Source organism: Aureimonas ureilytica DSM 18598 = NBRC 106430 (assembly GCF_000382705.1).
In the GTDB taxonomy this organism is placed as follows: domain Bacteria; phylum Pseudomonadota; class Alphaproteobacteria; order Rhizobiales; family Rhizobiaceae; genus Aureimonas; species Aureimonas ureilytica.
This window is the reverse complement of record NZ_ARQE01000006.1, coordinates 129,669-154,060: the sequence shown is the minus strand read 5'-3', so window position 1 is coordinate 154,060 and position 24,392 is coordinate 129,669. Positions and strand designations below refer to the sequence as shown.

The 24,392-nt window shown below is 66.8% G+C and carries 23 protein-coding genes; 9 read left to right on the top strand and 14 right to left on the bottom strand.

Annotated elements, in window-relative coordinates:
* Positions 1–15: 15 nt before the first annotated feature.
* Both B146_RS26165 and B146_RS0114340 read right to left on the bottom strand, forming a co-directional pair.
* Positions 16–1,182, bottom strand: a complete 1,167-nt coding sequence (locus B146_RS26165; protein ID WP_019997145.1) for a GGDEF domain-containing protein — start codon at positions 1,180–1,182, stop codon at positions 16–18.
* A 208-nt stretch (positions 1,183–1,390) separates the two neighbouring features.
* Positions 1,391–3,580 carry a TonB-dependent siderophore receptor gene (locus B146_RS0114340; RefSeq protein WP_019997144.1) on the bottom strand — a complete coding sequence of 730 codons (2,190 nt, stop codon included), beginning with the start codon at positions 3,578–3,580 and terminating at the stop codon, positions 1,391–1,393.
* A 363-nt stretch (positions 3,581–3,943) separates the two neighbouring features.
* Here B146_RS0114340 and B146_RS0114335 point away from each other — a divergent pair, with 363 nt between their 5' ends.
* The gene (locus B146_RS0114335; protein ID WP_019997143.1) at positions 3,944–4,921 is read left to right on the top strand and encodes a malate dehydrogenase; all 978 of its coding nucleotides are present in this window, start codon (positions 3,944–3,946) and stop codon (positions 4,919–4,921) included.
* A gap of 144 nt (positions 4,922–5,065) precedes the next feature.
* Positions 5,066–5,779 (top strand): cell wall hydrolase, encoded by a 714-nt coding sequence (locus tag B146_RS30275; RefSeq protein ID WP_019997142.1) that lies wholly within the window; start codon positions 5,066–5,068, stop codon positions 5,777–5,779.
* Here B146_RS30275 and B146_RS0114325 read toward each other — a convergent pair whose 3' ends face one another.
* Positions 5,780–6,625 carry an oxidoreductase gene (locus B146_RS0114325; protein WP_019997141.1) on the bottom strand — a complete coding sequence of 282 codons (846 nt, stop codon included), beginning with the start codon at positions 6,623–6,625 and terminating at the stop codon, positions 5,780–5,782.
* Positions 6,626–6,825: 200 nt separating this feature from the next.
* Between B146_RS0114325 and B146_RS0114320 the strand changes: the two genes are divergently transcribed.
* The gene (locus B146_RS0114320) at positions 6,826–7,740 is read left to right on the top strand and encodes a D-alanyl-D-alanine carboxypeptidase family protein (RefSeq protein WP_019997140.1); all 915 of its coding nucleotides are present in this window, start codon (positions 6,826–6,828) and stop codon (positions 7,738–7,740) included.
* Between the two features lie 17 nt (positions 7,741–7,757).
* Here the strand turns inward: B146_RS0114320 and B146_RS0114315 are convergent, their stop codons facing one another.
* On the bottom strand, positions 7,758–8,423 hold the full coding sequence (locus B146_RS0114315) for a sulfite oxidase-like oxidoreductase (protein WP_019997139.1): 666 nt from the start codon (positions 8,421–8,423) through the stop codon (positions 7,758–7,760).
* Positions 8,424–8,593: 170 nt separating this feature from the next.
* On the opposite strand from B146_RS0114315, the gene B146_RS0114310 reads away from it, so the two are divergent.
* From B146_RS0114310 to B146_RS0114300, 3 genes are all read left to right on the top strand, one after another.
* Positions 8,594–8,896 carry a hypothetical protein gene (locus B146_RS0114310; RefSeq protein ID WP_019997138.1) on the top strand — a complete coding sequence of 101 codons (303 nt, stop codon included), beginning with the start codon at positions 8,594–8,596 and terminating at the stop codon, positions 8,894–8,896.
* A 3-nt stretch (positions 8,897–8,899) separates the two neighbouring features.
* Complete coding sequence (locus tag B146_RS0114305) at positions 8,900–9,283, top strand: DUF305 domain-containing protein (RefSeq protein ID WP_019997137.1); 384 nt, start codon at positions 8,900–8,902, stop codon at positions 9,281–9,283.
* A gap of 72 nt (positions 9,284–9,355) precedes the next feature.
* A complete protein-coding gene (locus B146_RS0114300; protein ID WP_019997136.1) occupies positions 9,356–10,096 on the top strand; it encodes a phosphatase PAP2 family protein in 741 nt (246 codons plus the stop codon).
* 42 nt (positions 10,097–10,138) lie between these two features.
* Here B146_RS0114300 and B146_RS0114295 read toward each other — a convergent pair whose 3' ends face one another.
* The 10 genes from B146_RS0114295 to B146_RS0114250 form a co-directional block, all read right to left on the bottom strand.
* Complete coding sequence (locus tag B146_RS0114295) at positions 10,139–11,242, bottom strand: autoinducer 2 ABC transporter substrate-binding protein (protein ID WP_019997135.1); 1,104 nt, start codon at positions 11,240–11,242, stop codon at positions 10,139–10,141.
* Between the two features lie 65 nt (positions 11,243–11,307).
* Positions 11,308–12,252: an ABC transporter permease gene (locus B146_RS0114290; RefSeq protein WP_019997134.1), complete on the bottom strand. Its 945-nt coding sequence runs from the start codon at positions 12,250–12,252 to the stop codon at positions 11,308–11,310.
* A 14-nt stretch (positions 12,253–12,266) separates the two neighbouring features.
* Complete coding sequence (locus B146_RS0114285) at positions 12,267–13,220, bottom strand: ABC transporter permease (protein WP_019997133.1); 954 nt, start codon at positions 13,218–13,220, stop codon at positions 12,267–12,269.
* Positions 13,217–14,725, bottom strand: a complete 1,509-nt coding sequence (locus tag B146_RS0114280; protein WP_019997132.1) for a sugar ABC transporter ATP-binding protein — start codon at positions 14,723–14,725, stop codon at positions 13,217–13,219. The genes B146_RS0114285 and B146_RS0114280 overlap by 4 nt, the downstream gene beginning before the upstream one ends.
* Positions 14,715–15,440, bottom strand: coding sequence for an SDR family oxidoreductase (locus tag B146_RS0114275; RefSeq protein ID WP_019997131.1), 726 nt, complete (start codon positions 15,438–15,440; stop codon positions 14,715–14,717). The genes B146_RS0114280 and B146_RS0114275 overlap by 11 nt, the downstream gene beginning before the upstream one ends.
* A 41-nt stretch (positions 15,441–15,481) precedes the next feature.
* Positions 15,482–16,570: an NAD(P)-dependent alcohol dehydrogenase gene (locus B146_RS0114270; RefSeq protein WP_019997130.1), complete on the bottom strand. Its 1,089-nt coding sequence runs from the start codon at positions 16,568–16,570 to the stop codon at positions 15,482–15,484.
* 111 nt (positions 16,571–16,681) lie between these two features.
* Entirely contained in the window at positions 16,682–17,635 is a 954-nt protein-coding gene (locus B146_RS0114265; protein ID WP_019997129.1) for an AraC family transcriptional regulator, read from the bottom strand.
* A complete protein-coding gene (locus B146_RS0114260) occupies positions 17,632–19,026 on the bottom strand; it encodes an FGGY-family carbohydrate kinase (RefSeq protein ID WP_019997128.1) in 1,395 nt (464 codons plus the stop codon). Before B146_RS0114260 ends, B146_RS0114265 begins: the two co-directional genes overlap by 4 nt.
* A 4-nt stretch (positions 19,027–19,030) precedes the next feature.
* Complete coding sequence (locus B146_RS0114255) at positions 19,031–19,360, bottom strand: L-rhamnose mutarotase (RefSeq protein ID WP_019997127.1); 330 nt, start codon at positions 19,358–19,360, stop codon at positions 19,031–19,033.
* On the bottom strand, positions 19,357–20,148 hold the full coding sequence (locus B146_RS0114250; RefSeq protein ID WP_019997126.1) for a DeoR/GlpR family DNA-binding transcription regulator: 792 nt from the start codon (positions 20,146–20,148) through the stop codon (positions 19,357–19,359). The genes B146_RS0114255 and B146_RS0114250 overlap by 4 nt, the downstream gene beginning before the upstream one ends.
* Positions 20,149–20,336: 188 nt before the next feature.
* Here B146_RS0114250 and B146_RS0114245 point away from each other — a divergent pair, with 188 nt between their 5' ends.
* The 3 genes from B146_RS0114245 (at position 20,337) to B146_RS0114235 (ending at position 24,375) form a co-directional block, all read left to right on the top strand.
* Entirely contained in the window at positions 20,337–22,418 is a 2,082-nt protein-coding gene (locus B146_RS0114245) for a bifunctional rhamnulose-1-phosphate aldolase/short-chain dehydrogenase (protein ID WP_019997125.1), read from the top strand.
* Between the two features lie 96 nt (positions 22,419–22,514).
* Positions 22,515–23,810 (top strand): L-rhamnose catabolism isomerase, encoded by a 1,296-nt coding sequence (gene rhaI, locus B146_RS0114240; protein ID WP_019997124.1) that lies wholly within the window; start codon positions 22,515–22,517, stop codon positions 23,808–23,810.
* Positions 23,811–23,820: 10 nt separating this feature from the next.
* Complete coding sequence (locus B146_RS0114235; RefSeq protein ID WP_019997123.1) at positions 23,821–24,375, top strand: SIS domain-containing protein; 555 nt, start codon at positions 23,821–23,823, stop codon at positions 24,373–24,375.
* Positions 24,376–24,392 lie beyond the last annotated feature (17 nt).

Genomic DNA, 24,392 nt, shown 5'->3' with positions numbered 1-24,392 from the left:
GCTCCGGTCGATGCGTCAGGCGGCGCGGGCCTGGGGCGGCGTGTCGTTCGCGACAGTGCCGGCCTGCGCGACGCGGTTTCGGCCGTGTTGCTTGGCCCGGTAAAGGGCCTCGTCCGCCATTGCGAAGAGCGTCTCCCGGCTGATGCCGTCCGCCGTCTCGCAATGCGCGAGACCGACGCTGGTCGAGACGAAGATCGTCTCGCCCTTCCAGTTCACGCCCGTTTCCATCAGCGAAACGCGAATGTCCTCCACGCGGGCCAGCGCGTGCCGCGCGGCTTCGGGTGGAACGTAGAGAACGAACTCCTCTCCCCCGATCCGCGCCACGATCTCGCCGGGCCTCACGCATCGCTCGATCACACGCGCGAAAGCGATCAGCACCCGGTCCCCGCCGGGATGGCCGTATCGGTCGTTGATCGCCTTGAACAGGTCGAGGTCGAACACCGCGAGCGCGCTGCCGTTCGGCAGATGGGCCGGAACCTGGGCGTGGAAACCCTGGCGGTTCAGGGTTCCGGTGAGGGCGTCGGTGAGCGAGACACGCCGATAACGTTCCTCGCGACGCTCCCGCACGAAGGAAACCACGAGGGCGGAAATGGCGAAATGCAGCATCATCGTCAGGGCGAAGCCCTGCGCGAGCGTCGTGGGGGTCGCGAGCCCGAGAGCCAGAAGCGGGATTTGCGCGCCATAGATGGCGGCGCAGGCGAACAGAGCCACGGCGAGGGGACAGCGCGAGGGCAACGGCTCGGCACGGCGATGGGCGCAAAGGCTCAGGCCGCCGAGCAGCGAACCGAGGCCGGCCGTCACGTGGAAGGCAAGCGCGCGGGTCTCGTTATGGGAGAAGAGTTCCGTCCATATGCCGATGGCGAGCGCGAACGGCGTGAGAAGGCCGAACCAGCGCAACGCGCCGACCCGCCGGTCGAGCCTGCGCATCCCGAGCCAGAGAAGCGTATAGGCGCCGACTGCGATCGCCATGCTCGTGTCGCGCCACACGGCCGTCGGAATGAGCCTGGTTTCTCCGAGCCCCGCCAGAATGGCGCCGACCGCGAGCCAGCCGAGCGCCGCCGCGATCATCGCCACCGCCGGCGGGCGCTCCGTGCGAAACCACACGAGAAGCAGCGTCGCGCTGCCCGCCAGAAGCGACGTCTTGTGCAGAAGGATCACGGTTCCGAGATCGAGTGGTGTCAAGGCAGGCCTCGGCGCGAGGGGCGTGTCGGGCCACGCACGCGGTCTGCGAAATCCCGATCCCACTGACGTATGGGCATCTGCCCCTAAAAAACCTTTTAGCGGACGAGTGAATCGCGTCCGCTCGCCTGGAAATTCAGCGTGCCGACCCCGTGCGAGGTGGATGACGAGGGGCGACATGCGCCCCTCGTCCTCGGCAAAGGCCGCGGTGTCAGAAGTTGAAATGCGCCTTGAGGAGACCCGAGCGGCCCTCGGCATAGCCGCAGGTGACGGCGGTCTGGCAACCCGCGACATATTTCTTGTCGAAGACGTTGTTCACGTTCAGCGAAACGCCCCAGGTCTCGCGGTCGTAGCGCACGGCCGCGTCGAGCACGGTCGCATCCGGCACCTTCAGCGTGTTGGCGTTGTCGGCATAGCTGTCGCCCTGGTAGCGGATACCGCCGCCGAGCGAGAGCCCGTCGAGCTGGCCACCCTTCACCGTGTAGTCGAGCCAGAGCGAGGCGAGGACTTCCGGCACGAGGAAGGGGCGCTTGCCGATCAGCGTGGGGTCGGCATCGTCCTCGATCGTCAGGTCGAAGGCGGTGAAGGCGCCCGTGACGCGCCAGTTCTCGTCGATATTGACCTTGGCCTCCAGCTCGACGCCGCGCGAATTGATCTCGCCGACCGTGCGCGGAATGAAGAGCGGCGCGACCGACTGCAGCGTGTTGCGGCGGGTGAGGTCGAAGAGCGAGGCCGTGAACACGCCGTCGACGAAGGTCGGGGCGTATTTCAGGCCGATCTCGTACTGCTCGCCTTCCTCCGGCACGACGCCGTTGCCGCTCGCATCCGTGCCGATCTGCGGGTTGAAGAAGCGCGAGGCGCTGACATAGGGCACAAGCCCGTTCGCGAATTCGTAGGCCAGCCCCGCGCGTCCGCTGAAGGCGCCCTGGCGGCTGTCGTAGTCGGCATCGGCGCTCGACCGGTCGTCGCGATCGATCCAGACGCCGTCATAGCGCCCGTTCAGGGTCAGGATGAAGCCATCACCGAACTTCGCCTGCTCCTGCGCGTAGACGCCGAGCTGGTTGAGGTCGATCACCTCGTTCAGATAGGGCGCGTAGAGCGGCGCCAGACGGTTGGTGTAGACAGGGTTGGTCGGGCTCAGCGGGTCGGCCGCGCCCACCGCCTGCACCTGATCGATGCGGAAGAACTTGTAGTCGACGCCCGCCATCAGCGTGTGGTCCACCGCGCCCGTCGTGAAGTCGAAGCTGGCGCGATTGTCGGTGGTGAACGTGTCCACCTCGGTGTCGTGGTCGAAATTCAGACGGTTCAGGAGGAAGGGCGGGCCGACCGGCTTTTCGAAACCGCCATAGCCCAGTGCGCTGTCGTACCAGCCGTAGAAATAGGGTCCGTATTCGTTGCGCTGCGAATGGCCGTAGCGGGCGTTCGAGGTGAGCGTGACGCCGTCGTCGGTCTTGTGCTCGAACTCGTAGCCGACCAGCACCTGCCGGTTGAGGAACGTGTCGAGATCGGGCTCGGAATAGAACAGATGCTCGCTGATCCGGCCGAAGGGGGCCGGAACGACGCTGCCGTAATAGGGCAGGAAGCCGTTTACGTGGTTCTGGTCGTCATACTGGTAGTTCGCATAGAGGTTCAGCCGCGTGGCCGCGTCCGGCGCATAGGTGAGGTTGGGCGCGATCAGCCCGCGGAAGTTCTGCGCGTAGTCGGTGTCCGTGTCGCCGCCCTTCACCTTGCCGAGCAGGCGGTAGCTCCACACGCCGTCTTCGGTCAGCTTGTCGGCGAGATCGAAGGCGACATAGCCGTTCGGGTCGTCGTCGATCCCGGTTTCGACGTAGCGGATGCGGTCGCCCGTCGCGCGCTTCGACACGGAATTGACGAGGCCGCCCGGGTTGCTGCCGCCGTAGAGAACCGAGGCCGGCCCGCGCAGAACCTCGATCCGCTCTAGAAGGAAGGGGTCGATGATGAAGCCGCCGAACGCGTAGGAATAGAGGTTCATGCCGTCGAGATAGACGCCGGTCTGCGTCGCGTTGAACCCGCGAATATAGACCCAGTCCGTGTCCGTATCCTCGCCGAAGGGCTGGGCGAAGACGCCGGGCGTGTAGCGCAGCGCTTCGTCCACCTTCTGAACGCCGCGATCGGACAGTTCCTCCTGGCCGAGCACCGACACCGACTGCGGCACTTCGATGAGCGGGGTGTCGCTCTTGGAGCCCGTCGTCGTTTCCTTCGCGACATAGCCGTTCACCGGGCCGGTCGCGGCGCTCGTGCCGTTTCCGGTTCCGCCGCCGCTGCCTTCCACGGTCACGGTGTCGAGAACCACCGTGTCCTGCGCGAGAGCCGAGGCCGGCAGATGAAACAGGGCGCAGCCGATCAACAGCGCGCGTCGGAAGGGGAGCGGGGCGGGCATGGAGGACTCCGATAAAAACCAGAGCCTTGCTTAGCGTTCACAACATGAGCGCGGGAGTCATGTTTTTCGCGCGATTGAATTCGGGGCGGGGAATGTGACGAAAGCAACACGCGATTTCGAGCCGTTCCAAACTGCAAGGCGGGGGAGATGGTTGATTCGGCGGGGATCGCGAGGGCCGTGCCCGGATGAACCGGCTCTTTGCGGCGGCCACATGCCCGCTTCGGCTCGGCTGAGGTCGCATTGAATCGGTTTATAGGGATTGCGATCCGTTTTTCGCGGTTTTCCTCATGGATCGGCAAGACCAATCGCGCTAAGGCCCGCCGCAGACCAAGCGGGTCCCCACCAGGAGCGAAAGGTATTCCCATGACGCAGCCCAAACGCATCGCCGTCACCGGCGCGGCCGGCCAGATCTGCTACTCCCTGTTGTTCCGCATCGCCAATGGCGACGTCTATGGCAAGGACACGCCGGTCGCGCTTCAGCTCCTCGACCTGCCCCAGGCCCAGAAGGCCGTGAAGGGCGTGGTGATGGAACTGGAAGACTGCGCCTTCCCGCTCCTGCAGGACGTCGTCATCACCGACGACCCGAAGGCCGCCTTCCGCGACATCGACGCCGGCTTCTTCGTGGGCTCGCGCCCGCGCACGCAGGGCATGGAACGCCGCGATCTCCTCAACGCCAATGCCGAGATCTTCCGCGTGCAGGGCGAGGCCCTGAACGAGGGCGCCAAGCGCGACGCCAAGGTGATCGTGGTCGGCAACCCCGCCAACACCAACGCGATGATCCTGGCCGCCAACGCCAAGGACTTCCCGACCGAGAACATCACCGCGATGCTCCGGCTCGACCACAACCGCGCCCTCACGCAGTTCGCCCAGAAGGCGGGCGTGTCGGTGGACGCGATCAAGAAGTTCGTCGTCTGGGGCAACCACTCGCCGACCATGTTCGCCGACTGGGCCAATGCCACGGCGGAAGGTCGCAAGCTCTCCGAAGTGATCGGCGACGAAGCCTGGTACAAGGACACGCTGATCCCGACCGTCGCCAAGCGCGGCACGGCGATCATCGAAGCGCGCGGCGCTTCCTCGGCGGCTTCGGCCGCGAACGCCGCGATCGACCACATGCGCGACTGGATCCAGGGCTCGAACGGCGACTGGGTCTCGATGGGCATTTCCTCGGACGGCTCCTACGGCATTCCGGAAGGCCTGATGGCTGGCGTGCCGGTGATCTGCGAGAACGGCACCTACAAGCGCGTGACCGGCCTCGAGATCGGCGCGTTCCAGCAGCAGATGCTCGACCGCACCGTGGCCGAGCTGTCGGAAGAGCGCGAAGCCGTTTCGGCGCTCCTCTAAGTTTCGCCTCTTTCGAAGGGTTCACGAAGGGCGCCCCGCTGCACGAGCGGGGCGCCCTTTGCCGTTTTCGCCAATGGAAACGGCCCGTTAAGCATCCGCTGCGAGACTTGGGGCTTCGAGGACACACCGCCCTTTGGAAATGCCATGCGCCGCAGCCGCTCCGTTTCGATCTCCCTGGCGCTGGCGGGTCTGGCGCTTCTCGGCGGCTGCGCGACGCGCCCCACGCCGATGAGTTCGCAAGAGTGCCTCGCGCGCGCCATGTATTTCGAGAGCAACCGCTCCAGCGAAGACGGAATGCTGGCGGTCGGAACGGTGGTGATGAACCGGCTGGAATCCGGCCGCTATCCCAAATCCGTCTGCGGCGTGGTGGGCCAGAAAGGGCAGTTCGCGGACGGCGTTCTGACGAAGCCCCTCGGGCGCGGCAGCGAACTCGCCACGCGCACCGCGCGCCGGGTCCTCAGCGGCGAGCGCCATGCCCGCGTCGAGAAGGCCATGTTCTTCCACACGGCCGGCTATTCCTACCCGTACAAGAACATGCAGTACCTGACGATCCAGGGCGGCAATGCCTTCTACGAGAAGCGCCGCGACGCCACGGTGACGCAACGCATGGTGGCCGAGCGCGAGAAAGCCGAGCGGGAAGGGCGGCTGCCCTTCAATCCGCCCGCGCGCGGCAGCAGCCTGGCCCCGGCGGGCGTGCAGACGCTCGCGCCCGCCGTCATGCGCACGCCCGTTCAGCAAAGCCGCATCGCGCGCCGGATGGCCGGCGGCAAGGCATCGACCCTGCCGCCGCCCGCCGAGCGCGGGATCGTCCCGGAAGCGGCCTCGATCGAGGACCTGATCCGGGCGAATGGCGGCTGATCAGGCGGGGAAGTCGGCCGAAAGGCTTTCGTCCTTCAGGCGTTCGATCTCGGCCAGCCGCTCCCGCAGCTTGGCGGTGACGCCCTCATAGGCGATCTTACCGAGCACGAGATGGCGCGGCGGATTCTCCATCTGCGTCACGCGGATCATCGCTTCGCCGGCGCGCACCGGATCGCCCGCCTGCTTGCCGCTGATGTCCGACGTGCCCTTCAGTCGCGCGCCGGCGGTCGGCGCATAGGCCTCGATCCGGTTCGGCGTCTGGCGCAGCGAGCGGCCCGCCCAGTCCGTGCGGAAGGGGCCGGGAGCGACGCAGGTGACATGGAGCCCGAGCGGCTTCACCTCCGCCAGAAGCGCGTCCGAGAAGCCCTCCACCGCGTGCTTCGTCGCCGCGTAATATCCCGAGCCCGGATAGCCGATGAAGCCGGCCTGCGAGGTGAGGTTGAGGATATGGCCGCGCCCCTGCCGCCGCATGATCGGCAGCACGGCGCGGGTCATGGCGAAGAGGCCGAAGACATTGGCGTCGAACTGGTCGCGGATTTCGCGCTCGTCTCCCTCCTCGATCGAGGACTGGTAGCCATAGCCCGCATTGTTGACGAGAACGTCGATCCGCCCGAAGCGCGCTTCGGCGGCCTTGACGGAGGCGTCCACCGCGCTCCGGTCGGTCACGTCGAGATCGATCGCGAGCGCCCGGTCGCCATGCTCCTCCACGAAATCGGAGAGGCGCGATTTGTCGCGCGCCGTGACGACCGCCCGCCAGCCGCGACGCAGAACCAGTTGCGCGAGGTCCCGGCCGAAGCCGGTGGAGCAGCCCGTGATGAACCAGACGGGCGTTTCTTGAGATGACATGAGGAGGGTCCTTTTCGCGAGCGAGCGATCGGGGCGGCGACGTCCTATGGCGGGAATGGCGCTCGGCCCGGTCGCCTGCTTAACTGGAACGAAACCAAGATGGGACCACCTTCTGGCCTGAGCGTATCGACCGGGCAATCGGGTCGCGCGCCCGTTTCGAAGCGCTGCCCCCGCGCGGCTCACATATCGGACCCTTCCTCGTGCCGCTGACCTTCTTCGCCTCGCGCCCGCGCGCGCCGTCCCGCCTTCTCGCGGCCCTTCTGGCGCTGGGTCTGGCGGGCTGCCAGTCCGTCGATCTGTCGCGCAACGATCTGGCGGCCGGACTCGCGGCGGGCTCGAAGGCGCCGGCCTTCTCGGTGGCGAGCGGCGAGGTGGTCCCGGTACGCGCCGCCTCCGCGATCGTCGTGGATGCCGACACGGGCCGCGTTCTCTACAGCGAGGACCCGGACGGGCTGCGCCATCCGGCCTCCCTGTCGAAGCTGATGACGCTCTATCTCCTGTTCGAGGCGATCGAAGCCAAGCGCGTGACGCTCGACACCGAACTCGTGGTCTCCACGAACGCGGCCGCCAAACCCCCGTCCAAGCTCGGCCTGCGCGCTGGCTCCACGATCCGCGTGCGCGACGCGATGTATGCTCTTGCGGTGAAGTCCGCCAACGATGTCGCGAGCGTCGTGGCCGAGAATCTCGGCGACGGATCGGAACAGGCCTTCGCCCGGCAGATGACGGTGAAGGCGCGCCAACTCGGCATGAACCGCTCGAACTTCGTCACGCCGTCCGGCCTGCCGGACGATCTGCAGATTTCGACGGCGCGCGACATGGCCGTGCTGGCGCTCCAGATCCGCAAGCGCTTCCCGGGCTTCGTGCCGCTCTTCTCCACCGAGAGCTTCGACTATGCCGGCCGGCACTATGTCTCGACCAACAAGCTTCTCGGCCGCGTGCCGGGCGTCGATGGCATGAAGACGGGTTTCGTCAACGCGTCGGGCTTCAACCTCGTCGCCTCCGCGCGCCGCAACGGACGCGGGGTGATCGTGGTGGTGATCGGCGGGCAGACCGGCCGTTCCAGAGACGCGCGGGTCGAGCAGCTGATCGACACCTATCTCGGCCCGGCCGTCTGACCCTCGCGCTTGGCTGATCAGTCCGAATAGCGCTCTTCGGCCCAGGGGTCGCCGCGGTTGTGATAGCCGCGCACCTCCCAGAAGCCCGGCTGGTCGCGCGTGCGGAACTCGATGCCGCGCAGCCATTTTGCGCTTTTCCAGAAGTAGAGATGCGGCACCATGAGACGCACCGGGCCGCCATGCTCGGGCGTCAGCTTCTCGCCCTCCCACGTGTGGACGAGCATGGCGCCGGGCGCGGCGAAATCCTCCAGCGCCAGATTGGTCGTGTAGCCGTCGTAGGAGGAGAGGACGACGAAGGCCGCCTCCGGTTTCGGCTGGACGATGTCGAGAAGATCGCGCGTGCGAACGCCCCGCCAATGGTTGTCGTAGCGCGACCATGTGGTGACGCAGTGGATGTCAGTCACGTCCTCGCTCTGGGGCTTCGCCTGAAAGGCGGCCCAGTCCCAGACCTGAACATGCTCCACCGCGCCGTTGATGGTGAGCTTCCACTGGCTCTCGGTCACCTGCGGAAGGAGGCCGAGATCGAGAACGGGCCAGTTCTTCACGAGATGCTGGCCGGGCGGCAGGCGCTCGGTCTCCGGCCGCGCCTGACGGCCCGTGAGGAAGCGCCCCTCGCGCGCCCAGCTTTCCTTGGTGCGCGTCAGCTTGGTGTCCGGATGGTCGGGCTCGCTCGGGTCCGTCATGGAATTGTCTCCTGTCTGCGGGGAGACGTGGCGATCCGGCCGCGCAAGACAAGGGGATGGCATCCGGGCGCTCCTCGCCGAAACCCTTCGGGCGACCCATCATTACCGATGATGCGATGCCGGCCTCCGCGCGGCGGGGCGGGTCGCCGGGAAGGACGAGGATCGAACCCATGAACGCGATGAATCACGACATGAGCGCCTGCATCAAGGCCTGTCTCGACTGCTACAGCACCTGCCTTTCGACCGCGACGCATCATTGCCTGGAAGCAGGCGGCAAGCACACCGAGCCCGCGCATTTCCGCCTGATGCTCGCCTGCGCCGAGATGTGCCGCGCCAGCGCGCAGATCATGCTCACCGGCTCGCCCGCCCACAAACATTCCTGCGCGGCCTATTGCGAACGGGTGGGGGACATGGAGCGCTGCGTCGCGGCCTGTCATGCCTGCGCCGAGGAATGCCGCAAGATGGCGGCCTGACCGATGCGGCGCGCAGCCCTTTCCCTCGCGGTCGCCGCGTTCGCTCTCTCGCCCGCGCTGGCGCAGGATCATTCCGGCCACGGCGGTCACGCGGCCACAACCGGCGATGCCGGGACGAGCGAAAGCAAGACGTCCCAAGCCTATATGCAGGCCATGAAGCGCATGGACGACGAGATGGCGTCGATGCCCATGTCCGGCCAGCCGGGCGTCGATTTTGCCCGCATGATGATCCCGCATCACCAGAGCGCGATCGACATGGCCAAGGCCTATCTCGAAAGCGGCGAGACCGATCCGACCATCTCGCGGATCGCCCGCGATGTGGTGGCTTCGCAGGAGCGTGAGATCGCCGAACTGCGCGAATGGCTGATGGCGCACGAGGCCAGATAAACAATTCGACAGCCGGCCCGACGACCGGCTCCCACCTCTCGCCGGATGTGTGCCCAGCTATATGTTGGGCTCATGATCGACCCACCGTCCGAGGGCGCCGCCGCGCCGCTTTCCCGTTTTCGCCGCCTTCCGATCCTGGGACGGATCGAGGCCAAGCTCCTTATCTGGTTTCTCGGCCTGTCCGGGGCGTTGCTCGGCTTCGTGTCGATCGCGGGCGAGGTGCGCGAGGGCGACACGCACGCGTTCGACGACGCGATCCTGCGCGCGCTGCGCCAGCCCGGCGACATGCACGATCCGATCGGGCCGTTCTGGGTGGAGGCCTCGTTTCGCGACATCACGGCGCTCGGCGGATACACCGTTCTCTCGATGATCCTCGCCGCCGCGGTGGCCTATCTCATGCTCAACGGAAAGCGGGCCTCGGCGCTTCTCGTCTTCGGCGCCGTCGTCGGCGGAACCGCTTTGTCCAACGTCTTGAAGTTGTTCTTCGACCGGCAGCGGCCCGATGTCGTCGGCCACCTCGTGGACGTTCACAGCCTGTCCTTTCCGAGCGGACATGCCATGCTTTCGGCCGTCACCTATCTGACGCTCGGCGCGCTTCTGGCGCGGACCGAAAAGCGGCTCGTCATGCGGCTCTACTTCATCTGCGTCGCCGTCGCCCTCACGCTCCTGATCGGCGCCAGCCGCGTCTATCTCGGCGTGCATTATCCGACCGACGTTCTGGCCGGCTGGTGCGCCGGCGCGGCCTGGGCCTTCATCTGCCTTCTCGTCGCGCGCTGGCTCCAGCATCGCGGCACGGTCGAACCGTCGAACTGAAAGAGGGGCGGCGCGGCCCCTTGGGAGCCGCGCCGGTCTTCGTCAGAAGTCGAAATTGTTGATGTCGGCCTTGGTGAAGACCTTCGGCGCGCCGAGCAGGATCTGGCTCTGGTTGATGACCTGCAGATCGCCGAGGCGCCCGGCCTTGAAGCTCGTGTCGCCCGGCTTCAACGTGCCGTCCGCCACCGCGCGCATGGCGAGACCGGCGGCATAGCCGAGATCGACCGTCGACCAGAGCACCGTCGACTTGATGCAGTCGCCGTTGATATAGGGCTTCATCGCGTTCGGCAGGGCGAGGCCGACCACCGAGACCTTGCCGCAGAGCTTGTTCTGCTGAACGGCTTCGGCGGCGGCGGGCGTCGCGACCGAGGTCATGCCGAGAATGCCCTTCAGCTCGTCGCCATACTTGTTGATCAGCGTCTGCGCCTGGTTGAAGGACAGGATGTTGTCCTCCTGCGCTTCCACCGTCTCCAGGAATTTCAGCTTCGGATGGCACTTCTCGGCATAGCCCTGCATCTCGCTGATCCAGCGGGACTGGTTGGGCGTCGTGAAGGTCGAGGTGACGATGGCGAACGAGCCTTCCTCGCCGATCTCGGAGGCGAGCTGGTCGAGCAGCGCCTTGGCGACGCCGTTCGGCTGCGCCTGGTTGACGAACCACTGGCGGGCGTCGGGCTCGGCGTCCGCGTCGTAGCCGACCACGTTGATGCCGGCTTCCAGCGCGCGCTTCAGAACCGGGGCGATCGCCACCGGATCGTTGGCGGCGAAGAGAATGCCGTCGACGCCGGACGTGATGTAATTGTCGATGAAGGTGATCTGCTCGTCGATATTGGCCTTGGTCGGACCGTCCGTCGTGACGGTCATGGAGCCGAGTTCCTTGGCCGCGTCCTGAATGCCCTGCGCGGTCGAGTTGAAGTAGCCGACGCCGACGAGCTTCGGAATGTCCACGACCTTGAGCGGCTTGCCCTTGCGGTCCGGCGCGCCGGTCGGGCTGCCGCCATTGTAGTCGCCCGGCGGAACCGGCGTCACCGAGGCGTCGCAGGCGAGCGGATTGGCCGGCTGGCCGTCGCCGCCGGTCCAGGCGCTCTGCGCCATGGCGGGGGCGGAAAGAAGGCTGGTGCCCAGAAGAAGGGCGAGAAGCGTGCGCATGATGGTCCTCCCAGAGTGGTCTGCGATGGGCCCGGCGCCTCTCCCAAGACGCCGGACAAGGTCCCTCAATCGGTCGAATAGCGCTTGAGGAGATTGGAGATCAGGACGGCGGCGATCAGCACGAAGCCGATGATGACGATCGTGCCGTCGCCTTTGACGCCGGACAGGGCGAGGCCGTTTTTCAGAACCTGCACGAGGCAGAGGCCGATCAGCGTGCCGACCACGAGGCCGCGCCCGCCGAAGATCGAGGTGCCGCCGAGAACGACGGCCGTGATCACGTCGAGCTCGATGCCCGTGCCCATGTCCGAGCGCGTGGTGGACACGCGCGACACGAAGACGAGGGCGGCGAGCGCCGAGACGAAGCCCGAGGCGGAATAGATCAGGAGCTTGGTCCGCACGACGTCGATGCCGGAGAACTCGGCGCCCATCTCGTTGTTGCCGATCGCGTAGGTCGCGCGGCCGAAGGCGGTGAAGCGCAGGATGAAGAAGCCCACCAACGCGACCAGCGCCAGAAGCCAGAGCTGCGTCGGAATGCCCAGGAAATTGCCCTGGCCGAGCACGAAGAACCACGAAGGGTAGCCGCGGATCGACTGGGCCTGGCTGATGCCCTCCGCCAGACCGCGATAGAGCGCCAGCGTCGCGAGCGTCGCGATCAGCGGCGGCACGCGAAAGCGCGTGATGATGAGCCCGTTGACGAAACCGGCGAGCGTGCCGACCACGAGGCAGAGCGCCATGGCGACGGGCAGGGGCAGGCCGAGCGTCTTCCAGAAGACGCCGACCAGAATGGCGCAGAGGCCGAGGATGGAGCCGACCGAAAGATCGATGCCGCCGGTGATGATGACGAAGGTCATGACCACGGCGATCAGGCCAACCTCCGTCATCAGGCGCCCCTGGTTGAGGAGATTGGCGGCGGTGAAGAAGCGCTCGTTGTCGACGGCGAGAACGGCGAGCGCGACGGCGAGGATGAGGGCGAGAAGCGCCTCGTGGCGCAGAAGGGAGCGAAGGGCCATGGTGATGTTCCCCTTCAGCCGGTTCGCCCGCGCCGCGCCATGTCGATCAGCACGGTGGCGAGGATGAGAATGCCCTGCACGGCGCGCAGCCAGTAGGCCGAGACGTTCAGGAAGATGAGCGAGGAGCCGATGGCCGCGAAGAGAATAGCGGCGAGCGTCGAGCCCGTCACCGTGCCGATGCCGCCCAAGATCGAAACGCCGCCGACCACGGAAGCCGTGATGATGATCAGCTCCAGCCCGTTCGGCACGGTGGACTGGATGACCTGAAGCTGCGTCGCGAAGAGAATGGCGGACACGCCGGCGATCATGCCGTGAAGAGCGAAGACCTTCACGATCGTCCGGTTGTAGGGAATGCCCTCGGCCTCCGCCGCCTCGCCATTGCCGCCGACCGCGTAGATCGAGCGGCCGAAGGCGGTGTTGCGCAGGAGAAAGGCCGCGACGATCGTCATCACGATCATGAACCAGACCGGCGAGGGGATGTCGAACAGGCGGAACTGGGCGAGCTGGTAGCCGGGCGGCAGGCCGGAGATCCAGGCGCCGCCCGTCGCCGTGATGAGCCCGCCGCGCAGGATCGAGAGCATGGCGAGCGTCGCGATGATCGAGGGCACCTTGAGATAGGCGATCACGGCGCCGACCAGCGCATTCACCGCCCCGCCGATCAGGACGGGCAGGAGCCAGGCGACCCAGATCGGATAGCCATTGGTGACGAGTAGACCGCTGACGGTGGCGAGCACGCCGATCAGCGCGCCGACGGACACGTCGATATGGCCGGAGATGATGACCATGGACATGCCAATCGCGGCGACCGCGATATAGGCGTTGCCGACGAAGATCGAGGTCAGGTTGTTCTGCGAGACGAAGCGCGGATTGACCCAGCCGACGACGAGGAACAGGGCGACGATGGCGAGAAGCAGGAGGATTTCCTGCCCCGAGCCGGACAGACGGCGGGACAGCGAGGGGCCGGTCATGCCGCGTGTCCCGTCATCATGGCCGAGCCGACCGCCTCGGGCGTCGCCTGTGCGCGCGGCAGGATCGCGGACATGCGCCCGCCATTCATCACCAGCACCCGGTCGCTCATGCCCAGCACTTCGGGCAGCTCGCTGGAGATCATGATGATGGCGAGCCCCTGCGCGGCGAGTTGGTTCATCAGCTTGTGGATTTCGGTCTTGGCGCCGACATCGACGCCGCGCGTCGGCTCATCGAGAATGAGAATGCGCGGATCGGTGGCGAGCCATTTGGCGATCACCACCTTCTGCTGATTGCCGCCCGAGAGCTGAGCGACGACCTGACCCGGGCCGCGCGCGCGGATGGCGAAGCGCTGGATGGCGTCGGCCGCGATCTGCGTTTCGCGCGCGGTGTCCACCACGCCGCGCCGCGTCAGCCGGTTGAGGATCGCCATGGAGACGTTCTCCCGGATCGTCTGCGGGCGCACGAGCCCGTGCTGCGCGCGATCCTCCGGCACATAGGCGATGCGATGGGCGATCGCCTCGCGCACGCTGCCGACCGTGACCGGCCGCCCGTCGATCAGGATTTCGCCCGAGGTCGCCGGCGTCACGCCGAAGATCGTCTGCGCGAGTTCCGTCCGGCCCGAGCCGACGAGCCCGGCAATGCCGAGGATTTCGCCCGCGCGCACGGAAAAGGACACCTCGCGCACCTTGCCGGCATGGGCGAGGTTCCGGACCTCCAGCACTGTCTCGCCGAGCGGGATCGTGTCCTTCGGGAAGAGCTGGTCGATGTCGCGACCGACCATCATGGACACGAGCGCGGCTTCGGTCACGTCGTCGGCGTCGCGCGTGTCGATCGTCTTGCCGTCGCGCAGCACGGTGATGCGGTCGGCGATCTCGAAAATCTCGTTCATGCGATGGCTGACATAGACGATGCCGACGCCCTCGCTGCGAAGCGAGCGCACGACGTCGAGCAACCGCCGCACGTCGGCTTCCGCGAGCGCGGCGGTCGGCTCGTCCATGATGAGAACGCGCGCGTCGCGGGACAGGGCGCGGGCGATCTCGACGCGCTGCCGGTTGGCGACGGAGAGATGCGAGACCTTGTCGTCCACATCGAGTTCGGGGCAGTCGAGCCGGTCCAGAATGGCGCGCGCCTTGCGGCGCATCTCGTTCCAGTCGAGAAGGCCGCGACCGTTTCGCGGCGCATGGCCGAGAAAGATGTTCTCGGCGACCGTCATGGCCGGGAAGAGAAGCAATTCCTGATGGACGACGGCGATCCCGGCCGCCTTGGCCTCGCCGGGGCCGGCAAAGCGCACGGGCGAGCCGTCCACTTCCACCGTGCCGGTGTTGGGTTGGTGCGCGCCCGACATGAGCCGGATCATGGTGGACTTGCCCGCGCCGTTCTCGCCCATGAGGGCATGGACCTCGCCCGGCCGCAGGTCGAAATCGACGCCGCGCAGCACCTGAACCGGGCCGAAGGACTTCTCGATGCCGCGCAGCGCGACGATGGGCGCTCCGTCAATTGGCAAGGAAGCCTCCGTCGATCGGAAGCGTCACGCCGGTCAGCATGGCGGCGGCATCGCTGAGGAGGAAGAGAATGACCTCCGCCACGTCCTCCGTCTCGGCGAAACGGCCGATCGGCGTGCGGGCGAGCATCGGGCCGCCCTTTTCCGGCGCTTCCCAGGCGACGCGGGCGAGATCGGTCAGCGTGATGCCGGGCGCGACGGAATTGACGCGAATGCCGTGCGGCCCGAGCTCGTTGGCCATGACGCGCGTCAGCCCGTCCATCGCGCCCTTGGAGGCGCAATAGGCGGCGTGCTCGCGAAAGCCGAGAAAGGAGGAGATGGAGGAGACGTTGACGATGGCGCCCTTGGCCTTTCGCGCCACGAGATCCCGCGCGAAGACCTGCGAGACGACGGCGACCGAGCGCACGTTCACCGCCTGAATCCGGTCGAAGGATTCGTCCTTCATGTCGAGGAAGGGCTCGAGAATGTTGATGCCGGCGCAGTTGACGAGGAGGTCGGCGGGCAGCGCGTCGGCCAGAACGGCGCGGGTCTGCGCGACGTCCTCCAACTCGACCTGAAGCGTGCGCGCGCCGGTCTCGGCCCCCAGCGCGTCCAGATCGGCCTGCGAGCGGGACAGCGCGACGACCTGTGCGCCCCGCTGCCGCAACAATTCCACGGTGCGCCGCCCGATGCCCTTGCCGGCCCCGGTCACGATCACCGTCTTTCCTTCGAACCTCATCCTCGCTCCTCCCAAAGCTCGATGACTGTGCGGACCCGCCGCTATTTCCCGGGAAGACCCATGGTGATCTGCATCTTCACCTGACCCTTCGGCGCGCTCGCCGCGTCCTCGAAGGCCTCGACGCTGCGCTCGAACGGATAGGTCCGGGTGATCAGCGGCGAAACGTCGATCGCCCCGGAGGCGAGCATGGCGACGCAGCGCGGGAAGACATGGGCGTAGCGGAACACATGCTCGACGCGCGCTTCCTTCAGCATCGCCGCAGCGACATCGTAGGCGGCGGGTTTCATGGGAATGCCGACGAAAACCACGGTGCCGCCCGGGCAGAGCGGCTCGAAAATGCCGGCGATGGCGCGCTCGGAGCCGGCGCATTCGTAGATTACGTCCGCGCCCCAGCCCTCGGTGCGCGCTTTCACGACCTCCGCCAGATCCTCGCGCGTGACGTTCACCGTCGACACCGAGCCGAGCCCTTTGGCAATCTCGAGCTTGGTGTCGTCCACGTCCGAGACGATCACATGCGCGCAGCCGCCGGCGAGCGCGGCGAGCACCGTGACGAGGCCGATCGGTCCCGCGCCGATGACCACCGCGACATGGCCCGGCGCGGCCTTCGCCTTGGTGACCGCGTGGACGCCGACGGCCAGCGGCTCCACCATGGCGGCGGCGGCGAAGGAGACGTTATCAGGCAGCTTGAAGGTGAAGGCTTCCGGGTGAACGACGCTCGGGCGCAACACGCCATGGATCGGCGGCGTCGCCCAGAAACGCACGGCGGGGTCGAGATTGTAGAGGCCGAGACGGGTGGCGCGTCCGTTCGGGTCCGGCAGGCCCGGCTCCATGCAGACCCGATCGCCCGGCTTCAGCGTCGTCACCGCCGAGCCGGTCTCGGTGACGATGCCCGACGCCTCGTGGCCGAGGATCATCGGCTCGCGCACCACGAAGGGGCCAATGGAGCCGTGCGTGAAATAATGAACGTCCGAGCCGCAGATGCCGACCGTGTGGATCGCGATCCGCACGTCATGAGGCCCGAGCGGCTCGTCGAGAGGGAAGTCGCGCAGCGACAGCCGGTCCTTTTCTTCCAGAACCAGGGCGCGGGCATCGGTGGGGTCGATGCGGGGAAGGTCGGCGGCGGAGGACATGGGTCGGTCTTTCGCGGATGGGTTCTCTCTTGAGGGGATGCTAGGCAGTCGGTCTCCTGCCGGCGACGTGGATTCCGGCAGGTTTGCAAACTTTCTTGGCTCTTTGTGCCATCATGCGGCGGAGGCTTCGGTCGGCTCGACATGCTGCACCGCACGCGCACCCGCGCGATAGGCGCTCGGCGTGACACCGCAGACCACGAAGAAGCGTCGGTTGAAATTGGCGGTGTTGTTGAAGCCGGTCTCGAAGCAGATATCGGTCACCGACTTGTCGGTGGAGGCCAGAAGCTGGCAGGCCGCCTGCACGCGCAGATGGTTCACATAGGCGGAAAAATTGTGCCCTGTCTGATGCTTGAAGAAGCGCGAGAAGGCCGTCGCCTCCATGGTGCAGATGTCGGCGGCTTCCTGAAGCGTGATGTCGCGGCGGAACTGCGCCCCGACGAAGGCGATGACCCGCTCCAGCTTTCGCGTGGCGGGCGTGTGCTGCCCGAGCGCGGGCGCGCAGCGCGACAGTGTGCGGCGGTCGGCGCGGCGGGCGGCCAGCGTCGCCATCAGGTCGAGAAAGGCGAGCAGCCGGTGCGCGCCTTCCAGAGTGCCGATCTCGCAAAGTTTCTTGCGTCCAACCTCCGCCGTCTCGCCGGTGAACTCGACGCCGAAAGCGGCTTCCTCGAGAAGCTGCGCGATGTCGGAGAATTCGGGGAAAGCGTGCGACAGCGTGTCGGCGACCTCGCCGGTGAACTGCACCAGAACGTCCCGGCCCCGGATCGTCGCGCCAGGCTCCAAGGCGCTCACCCAATTGTGCGGAAGGTTGGGGCCGGTCAGGATCAGGCTGCCCGGCTCGAAGGCGCCGACATGATCCCCGATCATCATCCGGCCGGCGCCTTCGCGCACCAGATGCAGCTCGTATTCCGGATGGTGATGCCACTTGGCGAGGTGATGCGGATAATCGTGCGTCGCCCAGCGAAAGGATTCGCGCGGTCCGCACAGGATGAGTTCCAGCGCGGGGCCGGTGGACGGCGATCCGTCGGCGGAGCGAAGGCGCGGGGACGGGCCAGGGCGGTTCATCATCGGCCCGACCTCCGCTCGCGCACGTGCTCGCGCCAGCGCGCCGCATAGGCGGCAAGGCCGGGGATGGGCGCGGCCGGCACCGCCGCTTCGCTCGGGCCGCCCGTCTGCGGGTCACCAGGCCCGAGAGCCAGAAGCGCCGCGCCGGCGCTCGTGCCCGTGCCATGGGTCGGCGCGAAAATCGGCCGCCCGACGAGGAGGCCGAGCGCGCGAAGAAAGAGGGCGTTGCGCGCGAAGGGGCCTTCCACCACGACCGGCCCATCGGCTCCGATCAGCTGAAGGCTCTCGCTCGTCATCAGCGCCACGTAGAGGCTTGCGGCGGCGGTGCGCTCTTCGGAAGAAAGGTCAGTTTCGCTCACCGACCAGCCGCCTTCGGCATTCGGGAAGGGACCCGTGCCGCGTGCGATCGCCGGCAAAACCATCACGCCGCCATCCACGGTCCGGCCGATCGCCGCTTCCGAGGGTTCGGCCGGGACGCGCCCGGTCAAAAGATCGAACTCCCGCCCGCCCATGAAGAGCGTCGAGGGCACCGGGCGACCGAACGCATCCACATAGGCCAGCATGTTGCGCGAGGCGTCGAGCGAAGCGGCATGACCGCCGATCGAGAAGCTGACGACCCAGGTGCCGGTCGAGACGACGGCGAACGGGGCGCGCTGCGATTGAAGATGCGGCAGAAGCGAGGCGTTGGAATCGTGAAGGCCGCAGAAGACGGGAATGCTCCGCTCGCCCACGCCGATGCGCTCCGCCCATTCCGGCTTGAGGCGCCCGATGACGTCGAAGGGCCGGCGGAGGGGCGCGAAGCGGTCGCGCCAGCCCATGCGGTCGACCAGCGAGGAGAAGTCGCGCCGCTCCGGCGCCCAGAGGTCGGTGTGACAGCCGAGCGACGTGGCCTCGCAGGCAGCCTCTCCCGTCAGCCGATAGGCCCAATATTGGGGATAGGTGAGGATGTACCGGACTTCGGCGAACTCCCCGGGGAAATGGTGCTGCAGCCAGTAGAGCTGCCACCCGACATTCAGCCCGTTGGCCATGGGCGGCGAGAAGGTCTCGTTGAACGGGGGGCGAACGTCTTCGTAGTCTTCCGCGTTCGTCAGCTCCGCCTCGTAGTCAAGAACCGGCAGCGCCAGATCCGTCTCGCCCACCAGCGTGATCGCGGCGCCGTGGGTCGTGATCGAAATCGCGTCGATCGGATGCGCGGAAGCGAAGGCGGCAAGCCCGTCGAGGATGAAGTCGAACAGGGCGTCCGTGTCGAAATGCGGGTAGGGGCCGTCCTGCCTCACGACATTGGGCATGGAGCGGACATCGACGTCGTGACGCTCGCCGAGATCGTGCAACACGACCTTGGCGTTGGTCTTGCCGATATCGATCACGGCGACGAAGCGGGGTCCCTCGCGCATCGGATCAGGCCATGTGGAACATGGGAACGAGCGGCACGCAGACCGGCTCGTTGCTCGGATGGGTGTCCATGATGTCGGCCATCGCGGCCCACCAGCGCTGCATCGCCGGATGCTCCGGCAGCGCAGCCATGCCGTGCTCGCGCGGCCGCTTCAGAATGGCGAAGAGCGCATGGGTCTCGGGGTCGAGATAGATCGAGTAATCGCTGATGCCGGCTTCCCGCAGCAAGACGACGAGTTCGCCGGGAATCGCGTCGTGCCGCTGCCGATAGGCCTCGGCCTGACCGGGATGGAGCTGCATTCGGAAAGCGTAGGTCTCAAGCCTCGGGTCGCTCATGCCTCGCTCCTCGTTTCCAGCTTGGCGACGACGAGGCGAAGGCCGGCGCCTTCCACCATCGCCGCCGCGCGGTCGTCGATCCGCTCGTCCGTGATCAGAATGTCGGCCCGCTCCAGCGGCGCGATGATGAAGCTGGAGCGATCGGCGAATTTGCTGGCGTCGGCCATGACGACGAGTTCGTCCGCCTGTCGCATCAACCGCTGCTCCGACTGGATGATGAGCGGATCGGACTCGGCAAAGCCCAGCGGCGAGATGCCCTGCGCGCCCATGAACATGCGCCGCGCGCGAAAATGCGCGATCCCGTCCGTCTCGAAGGGCGAAAGGATCAGTCCCTGTTCGCGATAGACGGCGCCCGCCGGCAGAAGAACGCTCGACTGCGAATGCTGGAGGAGATGCTCGGCGATCGGGAAGGAGTTGGTCAGGATCTGGAGCCGAAGGCGCGTCAGATAATGCACCAGCCCGAAGGTCGTGGTGCCGCCATTGATGATGACGGAATCCTCGTCCGCGCAAAGCGCCGCCGCCTCGCGGGCGATGGCGAGCTTCTGCGGCGCGTTGCGGCCCTGAAGCGTGCCGAAGCTCTCGCCGGCCACCGCGCGCGGCAGGGGCGACTTCAAGGCCTCCGCGCCGCCCCGGACGCGCCGCAGCTTCTTCTGGGAATCGAGAAGCGCGATGTCGCGCCGGATCGTCGCCTCCGACGCGCCCGTCAGCGCCGCGAAGTCCTGCACGGTCGCGACCGGGCGTCCTTCGATCGCGCTCAAGATCATGCGATGGCGCTCGCGCTCGTGCATGACGGCTCCTCCCGGCGCCAAGGTTCGACTCTTCCATGGGTCTTGTCAATCATCTTCGATCAAGATCGATCGTATTGCATTGCAACATGATCGAATATGATCGTTTCTGTTGACAGGTCGGTCCTGTCGGCGGATGGTTCGCGCCGTCGCGAGGGCTGTTCGCGATCCGGCCGGAGGAGGCTTCGCGCATGACCATCACGCTTCTCGAAAATCTCTGGGACGAGGCCAAGGCGGCCGGCATGAGCGAGCCGGAACGGCTGCTCTACCGCTCCAACCTGCTCGGCTCCGACAAGCGCATCACCAATTACGGCGGCGGCAACACCTCGGCCAAGGTCAGGGAGCGCGACCCGCTGACGGGCGAGAGCGTGACGGTGCTCTGGGTCAAGGGCTCGGGCGGCGATGTCGGCACGATGAAGCTCGACGGGTTCGCGACCCTCTATCAGGACAAGCTCGAGCAGCTTCGCGGCCTCTATCGCGGGCAAGCGCACGAAGACGAGATGGTCGGGCTGCTCAGCCACTGCACCTTCAATCTCAATCCGCGCGCGTCCTCGATCGACACGCCGCTTCACGCCTATCTGCCTTACGCCCATGTCGATCACATGCACCCGGACGCAGTGATTGCCATTGCCGCGACCGGCCGCTCGCGCGAGCTGACCCGCGAAATCTACGGCGATGAGATCGGCTGGCTTCCCTGGCGTCGGCCGGGCTTCCAGCTCGGGCTCGACCTCTCGCGCTTTGCCGCCGAGAACCCGAACGCGAAGGGCGTCGTGCTGGAAAGCCACGGGCTCTTCACCTGGGGAGATACGGCGCAGGGCAGCTACGAGACGACGCTGCGCATCATCAACCGCGCCATCGAATGGTTCGACCAGCAGCTGGCCGGCAAGCCTGCCTTCGGCGGCGAGAAGCAGCCGGCGCGCGATGCGGCGGAGCGCCGCGCGGTCGCCGCGCGTCTGATGCCGGAAATCCGCGCACGCATCGGCGGCGCGGAGCGCAAGATCGGCCATTTCGACGATTCGCCGGCGGTGCTCGAGTTCGTCGGGTCGCAGCGCATGGAAGAGTTGGCGGCGCTCGGCACGTCCTGCCCCGATCATTTCCTGCGCACCAAGATCCGCCCGCTGGTCCTGCCCTATGATGGCGATGTGGACGCCGTGGTGGCTGGTCTCGACGGCGCGATCGAAACCTATCGCGAGGGCTATCGCGCCTATTACGAGCGCTGCCGGCACGACAACAGCCCGGCGATCCGCGACCCCAACGCCGTGATCTATCTCGTGCCGGGCGTCGGCATGCTGTCCTTCGCCAAGGACAAGGCGACGGCGCGCATCGCCTCGGAATTCTACGTCAACGCCATCAACGTGATGCGCGGGGCGTCGGGCGTCGACACCTATCAGGGCCTGCCCGAACAGGAGGCCTTCGACATCGAATACTGGCTTCTGGAAGAGGCCAAGCTTCAGCGCATGCCCAAGCCGAAATCGCTCGCCGGGCGCGTCGCCTTCGTGACGGGCGGCGCGGGCGGCATCGGCCGCGCGACGGCCGAGCGTCTGGCGGGCGAGGGCGCCTGCGTGGTGCTCGCCGATATCGATGCCGGTGCGCTGGACGCGGCAAAGGCCGATTTCACCAAGCGCTTCGGCGCCGATCAGGTGCGCGGCGTGATCGCCAATGTCACCGACGAGGGCGCCGTCGCCAAGGCCTTCGAAGCCGCCGTGACGGAGTTCGGCGGGCTCGACATTCTCGTCTCCAATGCCGGAATCGCCTCGGCCGCACCGATCGAGGATACGACGCTGGAGGTCTGGAACCGCAATATCGACATTCTGGCGACCGGCTATTTCCTCGTCTCGCGCGAGGCCTTCCGCCTGTTCCGGCGGCAGAAGCTCGGCGGCTCGATCGTCTTCATCGCCTCGAAGAACGGGCTCGCGGCCTCGGCGGGCGCCTCCGCCTATTGCACCGCGAAGGCGGCCGAAATCCATCTCGCCCGCTGCTTGGCGCTGGAAGGCGCGGAGGCAGGCATCCGCGTCAACACGGTGAACCCGGACGCGGTGCTGCGCGGCTCCAAGATCTGGAGCGGCGAATGGCGCGAGCAGCGCGCCGCCTCCAGCAAGATCGGCGAGGAGCAGTTGGAGGAACATTACCGCCAACGCTCGCTCCTCAAGCGCTCGGTCTTTCCGGAGGACATCGCCGAAGCCGTCTATTTCCTGGCGAGCGATCTCTCGGCGAAGTCCACCGGCAACATCGTCAATGTGGATGCGGGCAACCAGATCTCGTTCACACGCTGATCGGGCACGCGCTGCTCGGGCACGCGCTGATCGAATTGGGCATGTCCGGCGGCGGGAGGATGCCGCCGGGCGCTTTCGAAACGGGGAGGACGGCGCATGACCACGCGCATCGATCGCAGCATCATCGATAAGAGCAACGACGAGCGCCGCGCGGCGCTGGACGAAGACTATGCCGCGCTCGGCGCGCGGCTCGACCGGCAAGGCGTGTCGATCGACGACGTGACCCGCAAGGTCGCCGGCTTCACCGTGGCCGTGCCCTCCTGGGGCGTCGGCACCGGCGGCACGCGCTTTGCGCGTTTCCCAGGCGGCGGCGAGCCGCGCGGCATTTTCGAGAAGCTGGACGATTGCGCCGTCATCAACGATCTCGGTCGCGCGACGCCCGCCGTCTCGCTCCACATTCCCTGGGACAAGGCCGACCCGGCCGATCTGCGCGCCAAGGCCGAAGAGTTGGGGCTCGGCTTCGACGCCATGAACTCCAACACATTCCAGGATCACCCGGACGATCCCAGACAGCCACTGTCCTACAGGTATGGCTCACTGTCCCATACGGATGCGTCAGTACGGCGGCAGGCTGTAGAGCACAATTTGGAAACCGTATCGATCGGCAATGCGATCGGTTCGAAGGCGCTGACGGTCTGGATCGGTGACGGTTCGAACTTTCCGGGGCAGAGCGATCTCGGCCGCGCCTTCGAGCGCTATCTCGGCGCCATGAAGGAAATCGTCGCCGGATTGCCGGCGGATTGGCGCATCTTTTCCGAGCACAAGATGTACGAGCCGGCCTTCTATTCCACGGTCGTGCAGGACTGGGGCACGAGCTATCTGACGGCGGTCGAGCTTGGCGAGAAGGCCTTCTGCCTCGTGGATCTCGGCCACCACGCCCCGAACGTGAACATCGAGCAGATCGTCTCGCGGCTCATCCACACCGGCAAGCTCGGCGGTTTCCACTTCAACGATTCCAAATATGGCGACGACGATCTCGACGCCGGCTCGATCGATCCGTTCCGCCTCTTCCTCGTCTTCAACGAACTGGTCGGGGCCGGGGCGCGTCTCGACGCCTTGCAGCCGAGCTACATGATCGACCAATCGCACAATGTCACCGATCCGATCGAAAGCCTGATCCGCACCGCCGGCGAAATCCGCCGCGCCTATGCGCAGGCGCTTCTGGTGGACCGCGCGGCGCTCGCCGGGTTCCAGGACGAGAACGACGCGCTCATGGCCTCCGAAACGCTGAAGGCCGGGTTCCGTCTCGATGTCGAGCCGATCCTGGCCAAGGCGCGGCTGGAGGCGGGCGGAGCGATCGATCCGATCGCGGCCTATCGGGCCAGTGGCTACCGCCGCCGCGTTTCGGACGAGCGACCGGCCTCGCGTGGGTCGGGCGGCGGAATCGTGTGAGGGCGAGGCTATGAGCGATCTTTACCGTGCCGCCATCGACGAACTTCACACCGCCGTCTCTGGCATCGACGATGCGGCGGTCGATGTAGCCTGCCGCGAAATCGCGGGGGCGCGCCATGTCTGCGTCTATGCGGGCGGCCGTGAGGGGCTTCAACTCAGAGGCTTCGCCATGCGCCTGTTCCATATGGGGCGCTCGGTTTCGGTCGTCGGTGACATGACGACGCCTCCGCTTGGGCCGGGCGATCTGTTCCTCGTGGTCTGCGGCCCCGGCGAAATCTCGACTTCGGTGGCGCTCGTCGGCGTCGCGAAAGCGGCCGGCGCGCGCGTTCTCGTCGTCACCGCCCAGCCTTCCGGCCGGGTGCCGCAGATGGCGGATGTCGTGCTGACCATCCCGGCACAGACCATGGCGGACGATCAGGGCGCGAGCGCACGCTCCGTCCTGCCGATGGGCTCGCTGTTCGAGGGCGCACTCTTCGTTCTCTTCGAGGTCATGGTCCTGAAGCTCAAGACCTCGCTGGGTCTCACGGCCGAAGCGATGCGAGCCAACCACACGAACATGGAATAGCGCCGCGCCGGGCATGC

Coding starts and splice junctions, on each gene's coding strand:
- B146_RS0114275 (WP_019997131.1), bottom strand. CDS start 15,440: ATGAGGTTCGAAGGAAAGACGGTGATCGTGACCGGGGCCGGCAAGGGC.
- B146_RS0114270 (WP_019997130.1), bottom strand. CDS start 16,570: ATGTCCTCCGCCGCCGACCTTCCCCGCATCGACCCCACCGATGCCCGC.
- rhaI (WP_019997124.1), top strand. CDS start 22,515: ATGACCACGCGCATCGATCGCAGCATCATCGATAAGAGCAACGACGAG.
- B146_RS0114255 (WP_019997127.1), bottom strand. CDS start 19,360: ATGAGCGACCCGAGGCTTGAGACCTACGCTTTCCGAATGCAGCTCCAT.
- B146_RS0114310 (WP_019997138.1), top strand. CDS start 8,594: ATGAACGCGATGAATCACGACATGAGCGCCTGCATCAAGGCCTGTCTC.
- B146_RS0114305 (WP_019997137.1), top strand. CDS start 8,900: ATGCGGCGCGCAGCCCTTTCCCTCGCGGTCGCCGCGTTCGCTCTCTCG.
- B146_RS0114335 (WP_019997143.1), top strand. CDS start 3,944: ATGACGCAGCCCAAACGCATCGCCGTCACCGGCGCGGCCGGCCAGATC.
- B146_RS0114285 (WP_019997133.1), bottom strand. CDS start 13,220: ATGACCGGCCCCTCGCTGTCCCGCCGTCTGTCCGGCTCGGGGCAGGAA.
- B146_RS30275 (WP_019997142.1), top strand. CDS start 5,066: ATGCGCCGCAGCCGCTCCGTTTCGATCTCCCTGGCGCTGGCGGGTCTG.
- B146_RS0114260 (WP_019997128.1), bottom strand. CDS start 19,026: ATGCGCGAGGGACCCCGCTTCGTCGCCGTGATCGATATCGGCAAGACC.
- B146_RS0114235 (WP_019997123.1), top strand. CDS start 23,821: ATGAGCGATCTTTACCGTGCCGCCATCGACGAACTTCACACCGCCGTC.
- B146_RS0114315 (WP_019997139.1), bottom strand. CDS start 8,423: ATGACGGACCCGAGCGAGCCCGACCATCCGGACACCAAGCTGACGCGC.
- B146_RS0114265 (WP_019997129.1), bottom strand. CDS start 17,635: ATGATGAACCGCCCTGGCCCGTCCCCGCGCCTTCGCTCCGCCGACGGA.
- B146_RS0114250 (WP_019997126.1), bottom strand. CDS start 20,148: ATGCACGAGCGCGAGCGCCATCGCATGATCTTGAGCGCGATCGAAGGA.
- B146_RS0114300 (WP_019997136.1), top strand. CDS start 9,356: ATGATCGACCCACCGTCCGAGGGCGCCGCCGCGCCGCTTTCCCGTTTT.
- B146_RS0114295 (WP_019997135.1), bottom strand. CDS start 11,242: ATGCGCACGCTTCTCGCCCTTCTTCTGGGCACCAGCCTTCTTTCCGCC.
- B146_RS0114245 (WP_019997125.1), top strand. CDS start 20,337: ATGACCATCACGCTTCTCGAAAATCTCTGGGACGAGGCCAAGGCGGCC.
- B146_RS0114290 (WP_019997134.1), bottom strand. CDS start 12,252: ATGGCCCTTCGCTCCCTTCTGCGCCACGAGGCGCTTCTCGCCCTCATC.
- B146_RS0114340 (WP_019997144.1), bottom strand. CDS start 3,580: ATGCCCGCCCCGCTCCCCTTCCGACGCGCGCTGTTGATCGGCTGCGCC.
- B146_RS0114325 (WP_019997141.1), bottom strand. CDS start 6,625: ATGTCATCTCAAGAAACGCCCGTCTGGTTCATCACGGGCTGCTCCACC.